Source organism: Actinoallomurus acaciae (assembly GCF_042429965.1).
Taxonomy (GTDB): Bacteria; Actinomycetota; Actinomycetes; order Streptosporangiales; family Streptosporangiaceae; genus Actinoallomurus; species Actinoallomurus acaciae.
The window spans coordinates 1-5,464 of the sequence record NZ_JBHLZP010000527.1 but is presented as its reverse complement, the minus strand read 5'-3'; the positions used below and the strand labels follow the sequence as shown (position 1 = coordinate 5,464).

The following is a 5,464-nucleotide window of genomic DNA, read 5'->3' as shown; positions in this document are numbered from 1 at the left end:
CGAGCGTGACGAGAGCGAGCGGAGTGGGCGGCCGAGGGACGAGGTGGCCCGCGCAGTGAGTGAGGAGCGGGAGCGACCCATGAACACCGAGTATCAGGTGATCGATCCGCGGGCGGCGCGGCAGGCGTACAAGGAGCTGGCGGCCGAGGCGGGCCGGCTGCTGCACGCCGCCGACGACGCCCGGCGGCGGCTGGCGGAGGCCGAGGAGCAGCGCACCGCGACGTACGCCTCGGTCGAGCAGGAGTGGGCGCACCTCGACGGTGTCGAGGAGCGCGCGGCCGGCGTCTGGCGGGAGCTGACCACGCGGTTCGGCCCCACCATGACCGGGCCGCTGCCCGAGCCGGCCGACCGGATCGCGCGCGGGCCCGACGCCGAAGAACTGCTGGACGACGCGCGCCAGCGGGTGCGCCAGCCGGTCGACCATCCCCTCGCCGGCCGGTACGCCCGGATGGGCCTGCTCGGGTTCGCCGTCGCGGTGGTGCTGACGCTGATCGGGCTCGAGGTGAGCATGTCCCTGCACGACGCGGGCCGGGTGCGGTGGTTCGCCGCCGGGCTGCCGGCGCTGCTCGCGCCCTGGCTGGGCCACCTCGCGGCGAACGGCTGGATCCGCTATCGCACGTCGCACGAAGAGCAGGAGTACGCGGTGGACACCGCGATCGCGGGCGCCATCGGCGGTGGGGCGGTGTGGCTGTTCGCCCTGACGTTCTTCATCATCCGCGTCGCCACCTGACCGACCCTTTCATGGTGTTCGCGGCACGCCGCCCAGGCGATTTCTGTCAAGATATCCGCCATGGGTCTTCCGAAGAATTCGTTGACCGAGGATGAGAGGATCATCCTCGAATTTCATCCTCACTGGTCGACGCTCGTCACGACGATCTTCTGGGCGCTCGTCTCGATCGTCGTGGCGGGGGTGATCATCTTCTTCATCCCGGACGGGGGCTCCCAGACGCTCATCCGTCTGATCGTCGCGGCCATCGGCGTCCTGGCGGTCATCGTGGTCGGTTTCCTGCCCTTCCTGCGCTGGGTCACGACCAGCTACACGCTGACGAACCGCCGGTTCGTGATGCGTCACGGCATCCTGGCCCGCTCCGGCCGCGACATTCCGCTGACCCGCGTGAACGACGTGTCCTTCGAGCACAGCCTGATCGAGCGGATCTTCGGCACCGGCACGCTCGTGGTCGAGTCCGGCGGTGAGCACGGCCAGCTGGTCCTCAAGAAGATTCCGCGGGTCGAGTACGCCCAGAACCAGCTCTACCGCCTCGTCGAGGAGCTGACGGACGGTGACGGCATCCGCCCGTGACAGTGGCCACGGTGAGATGAGTGAGCGAGTTGCCAAACCCGCGGCGGCTCGAGGAGCTGCTGCTCGGCGGTGAGCTGCGGCACACCAGTCTCGACGCGATCCAGGCCGCCGGGGTGTCGGAGGAGTTCGCCCGGCGGCTCTGGCGCGCCCTGGGGTTCCCGCACGTCCCCGACGACGTGGTCGCCTTCACCGAGGGCGACGTGGCCGCGCTCGCCGGGGTCGCCGGGCTGCGGTCCACCGGCGTGCTGGATGAGGAGCTCACGCTCCGCATGGCCCGCGCCGTCGGGCAGACCATGGCGCGGCTCGCGAAATGGCAGGTCGACATCCTCGTCGAGACGATGACCGACCTGCTCGAACCACCGGATCCGGAGACCCTGCGGATCATCGCGGCCAGCGCGGAGTCCCGCCTGGCCGACCTCGAACCCCTGATCACGCACGCCTGGCGCCGGCAGCTCGCCGCCGCCGGCGCGCGGCTGCTCACCGTGCAGGGCAGCGAGGAGCTCCAGGCGCGGGCGGTGGTCGGGTTCGCCGACCTGGTCGCGTTCACCCGCACGAGCCGTGACCTGGACGAACGCGAGCTGGCCCGGCTCGTGGAGCGGTTCGAGGAGACGGCCTCGGACGTCGTCGCCGAGCACGGCGGGCGGCTCGTGAAGACCCTTGGCGACGAGGTGTTGTTCAGCGCCGACGCCGTACGGACCGGCGCCGAGATCGGCCTGTCCATCGCGGAGGCGGTACGCGAGGACGAGGGCATCCCCGACGTACGGGTCGGCATGGCGTACGGCCCGGTGCTGCCGCTGCGCGGCGACGTGTTCGGCACGACGGTGAACCTCGCCAGCCGGCTGACCACGATGGCCCGCCCCGGCACGGCGCTGGTCGACGCGGGCCTGGCGAGGGAACTGCGCGAGGACGACACCTACGACCTGACGCGCATCACCCGCCGCCGCGCCCACGGCCTCGGCCTGATCCAGCCGTACGTCCTCCGGCGTCGCTGACGCTTCGCCGATCCGGCTCGGCGGGGAACGTGATCATGCTCGCGCGCGTCGGTAGTCGTGATCGGACCCCCGACCCCTCTGGAGGCTTTCCGTATGACCGATGCCCAGTACCCGCCTGCCGCGGTGGAGCTGCGTGAGCGCGCCCTGACCGCCAGGCGCGAAGGCCGGTGGGAGGAGGCCGAGGAGCTGTTCCGCCAGGCGTTCGAGGCCGGGCACCCCGTCGCCGCGTACGACCTCGGTCACGGTCTGCTCGACCGCGGTGACCGGGCCGGTGCGGAGGCGTGGTACCGGCGCGCCGCCGAACAGGGCGTACCCGCCGCCGCCTTCGAGGTCGGCTACGAGGAGGAGCGCGGCGGCGACCTGAACGAGGCCGAGCGGCTGTACCGGCTGGCCGCCGAGGGCGGTCACCGCAGCGGGATCCTCAACCTGGGGGTGCTCCTGGAGAATCGGGGTGACCTGCCCGAGGCCATGGAGCTCTACCGCCGCGCCTGGGACCTGGGCGATGACAAGGCCGCGTTCAACCTCGGCAAGATCCATGACGACGACGGCAAGGGCGATCTCGCGCTGGCCGCCGAGTGGTATGAGCGCGCGGCCGAGCGGGGAAACGGCGGCGCCGCGTACAACCTCGGGCACGTCCGGAGCGACCAGGGCGATGAGGCCGCGATGGTGACGGCCTGGCAGCGGGCCGCGGAGCTCGGGCATCCGAAGGCCGCCTACAGCCTCGGGCTGATGTTCGGGCAGCGGGGCGACCGGGAATCGGCCGCCGTGTGGCTGCGCAGGGCGGTGGAGGATCTCGGGCATACGGCGGCGGCCGGGAAGCTCGCCGACATCTATGAGGGTGACGGCGACCGGGACCAGGCGAAATTCTGGCGTGATCTCCCGTACGGGCTCGGCGCCCACAGCCCGGGGTTCGAGGCGTTCGCGGCCGAGGGCGCGGCCGCGGCGATCCATCGCCAGGACGTGCTGAACGCGACCCTGGGCGAGGGCGAGGTGCACTTCGACACCGACGAGCGGACGCTGACCGCAGGGGGCCGCACCTACCACGGCGTCACCTTGCTCGGCAGCTTCTCGCACCTGGACCGGTCCTGGCTGTGGTCCTGGGCCAACGAGCACTTCCGCGACGACCATCCCGCCGTCGAACCGCTGGACGCCGTCCGCGAGTACGGCCGGGAGCACGACATCGCCGAGCTGACCATCGGGCGCCTCGACCTTTCCGGGTTCTCGAACCCGCACCAGGCCGCGACCACGATGGCCATCGCCGCGGGGGCGCTGCTGGGCGGAAACGGCGTCCACAGCTGCCGGATCAACGGCGGGAAGGGCTCCGTGTACCTCCACCTCGACGACCCGGGGCTGCCCGTCGCCGCCTACGACCCGCTCTCGGCCGCGCGTCTGGTGACGGCCGCCACCGAGGTCTTCCCGTCCGATCCCCGCCGGGTCGTCCGGGGCTTCGTCGTCCACTACGGCTCCGGGATCGCGGAGGGCCCGGACGTGATCGAGGGCCGTTTCCCGGGCGGTCACCGCCTCACGGTGGCGTTCACCTCCGACGGGCTCATCAAGGCCATCACGTCGGTCCCCGCCCAGGCGTAGGACCGTTCAGGCACAGGCCGCGTAGAGCACGTCGCGGAGGCCGGGCACGTCCTCCTGGTCGCCGCGCCAGACCAGACGCAGGCTCAGCGCGGGGGCCGGCAGGTCGAGCCGGGTGAGGGTCCCGGCGTCGCGGGCGGACGACACCGCGAACTCCGGGAGCAGCGCGACACCGAGGCCCTGCTCGGCCCAGGCGCGCATCACCGGGACGCCGCCGGTCCAGACGCGTTCCGGACCGGGGCCGACGACCCGGTCCGCGGCCATGAGGAACGAGCAGTTCGGGGCGTTGACGAGCAGGCGCTCCCCGGTCAGGTCGGCCGGGGTCAGGCCGGCGCGCCCGGCCAGCGGGTGACGCGGGGCCGCGACGAGGGCGAGCGGCACCTCATCGACGTCGAGGAAGGTCAGCGGCTCCGGCGGAGCCGGGAAGCCCAGGTCGCCGAGGGCCTCGCCGGTGTCCAGGACCAGTGCCGCCTCCAGCCGTCCCGCGATGACGCCGGCCAGCAGGTCGTCGCGGCTCACACCGGGGCGGACCTCGACCTCGACGCCGGGGCGGCGCTCGGCGAGCCGGGCCAGCACGCGGGGCACGTACGTGGCGGCGATGGTCTGCAGCGCACCGAGCCGTACCTGCCGGGACCGCCCGGCGACCTCGGCCCGCGCCTGTTCGGCCTGGTCGAGGAGGCGGCGGGCCCAGACCAGCAGCCGCTCGCCCGCCCCGGTCGGCCGCATCCCCGTGGGGGTCCGCTCGAACAGCGACACCCCGAGTGACCGTTCCAGGGCGCGGATCTGCGCGGACACGCTGGAGGGCGCCCGGTCGAGCGCGACGGCGGCATCGGTCACGGTCCGGTGGCGTACGACGGCCTCGAAGATCCGTAGCTGGTGGAGCTCCATGGCCATCGCAACCGCGTGGCGGCGTTCGGAAATTCCGAACGGGCGTGCGGACCGGCCGGTGGAGCGCGCGCGGCCCGATCCGAAGAGTGGCGTCCATGACTGAGCGAAGAGGACCCATGACCACTCTGAGATCCCCCGCGCGGGAGAGGACCGGGGCCGGGCGCGGGCTCGCGCTCTTCGGCATCGCCCTCGGCTACTTCATGGTGCTGCTCGACATGACCGTGCTGTCGGTGGCCGAGCCGGACCTGGCCGCCTCGCTGCACACCTCGGTGTCCGGCCTGCAGTGGGCGACGACCGGTTACACCGTGGTGTTCGGCGCGCTGCTGCTGTCGGCCGGAGCCGTGGCCGACCGGTACGGGGCACACCGGGTGTTCCGTGTCGCCGTCGCGGTGTTCGGGCTCGGCTCGCTGCTGTCCGCGTTCGCCCCGGCGCTGGGCGTCCTCATCGCGCTGCGGGTGGTGCTCGGCGTCGCCGGTGCGGCGTGTGTGCCGGCGTCGATGGCGATGATCGCCCGGCTCTACCCGGTACCCGCCGAGCGCACCCGGGCCGTCGCCGTCTGGGCGTCCGTCAGCGGCGCCGCGGTCGCGGGGCGGCCGCTCGCCGGCGGTGTCCTGTACGACCTCGTGGGCTGGCGTGCGATCTTCCTGGTGAACGTCCCGATCGCGCTGGCCGTCCTGGCGCTGGTCGCGGGGCCCGCGGT

6 protein-coding genes are annotated in these 5,464 nt (G+C 72.8%); 5 read left to right on the top strand and 1 reads right to left on the bottom strand.

Going from position 1 to position 5,464, the window contains the following annotated elements; translation table 11 throughout:
- The 4 genes from ACFFNX_RS40845 to ACFFNX_RS40830 all read left to right on the top strand — a co-directional run.
- Positions 1-730, top strand: a 730-nt coding sequence (locus tag ACFFNX_RS40845; RefSeq protein WP_378211549.1) for a hypothetical protein, incomplete at its 5' end; no start/stop codon positions are given.
- A gap of 60 nt (positions 731-790) precedes the next feature.
- Positions 791-1,300, top strand: a complete 510-nt coding sequence (locus ACFFNX_RS40840; protein WP_378211548.1) for a PH domain-containing protein — start codon at positions 791-793, stop codon at positions 1,298-1,300.
- A gap of 20 nt (positions 1,301-1,320) precedes the next feature.
- On the top strand, positions 1,321-2,292 hold the full coding sequence (locus ACFFNX_RS40835) for an adenylate/guanylate cyclase domain-containing protein (RefSeq protein ID WP_378211547.1): 972 nt from the start codon (positions 1,321-1,323) through the stop codon (positions 2,290-2,292).
- 93 nt (positions 2,293-2,385) lie between these two features.
- Complete coding sequence (locus ACFFNX_RS40830) at positions 2,386-3,879, top strand: SEL1-like repeat protein (RefSeq protein WP_378211546.1); 1,494 nt, start codon at positions 2,386-2,388, stop codon at positions 3,877-3,879.
- 6 nt (positions 3,880-3,885) lie between these two features.
- On the opposite strand, the gene ACFFNX_RS40825 is transcribed toward ACFFNX_RS40830, so the two are convergent.
- Complete coding sequence (locus ACFFNX_RS40825) at positions 3,886-4,770, bottom strand: LysR family transcriptional regulator (protein WP_378211545.1); 885 nt, start codon at positions 4,768-4,770, stop codon at positions 3,886-3,888.
- 110 nt (positions 4,771-4,880) lie between these two features.
- Between ACFFNX_RS40825 and ACFFNX_RS40820 the strand changes: the two genes are divergently transcribed.
- Positions 4,881-5,464: MFS transporter (locus ACFFNX_RS40820; protein WP_378211544.1), on the top strand; the 584-nt coding region annotated here is incomplete at its 3' end.

Bases quoted from the DNA above. Each gene is read 5' to 3' on its own strand.
- ACFFNX_RS40840 (WP_378211548.1), top strand. From the start codon at position 791: ATGGGTCTTCCGAAGAATTCGTTGACCGAGGATGAGAGGATCATCCTC.
- ACFFNX_RS40830 (WP_378211546.1), top strand. From the start codon at position 2,386: ATGACCGATGCCCAGTACCCGCCTGCCGCGGTGGAGCTGCGTGAGCGC.
- ACFFNX_RS40825 (WP_378211545.1), bottom strand. From the start codon at position 4,770: ATGGCCATGGAGCTCCACCAGCTACGGATCTTCGAGGCCGTCGTACGC.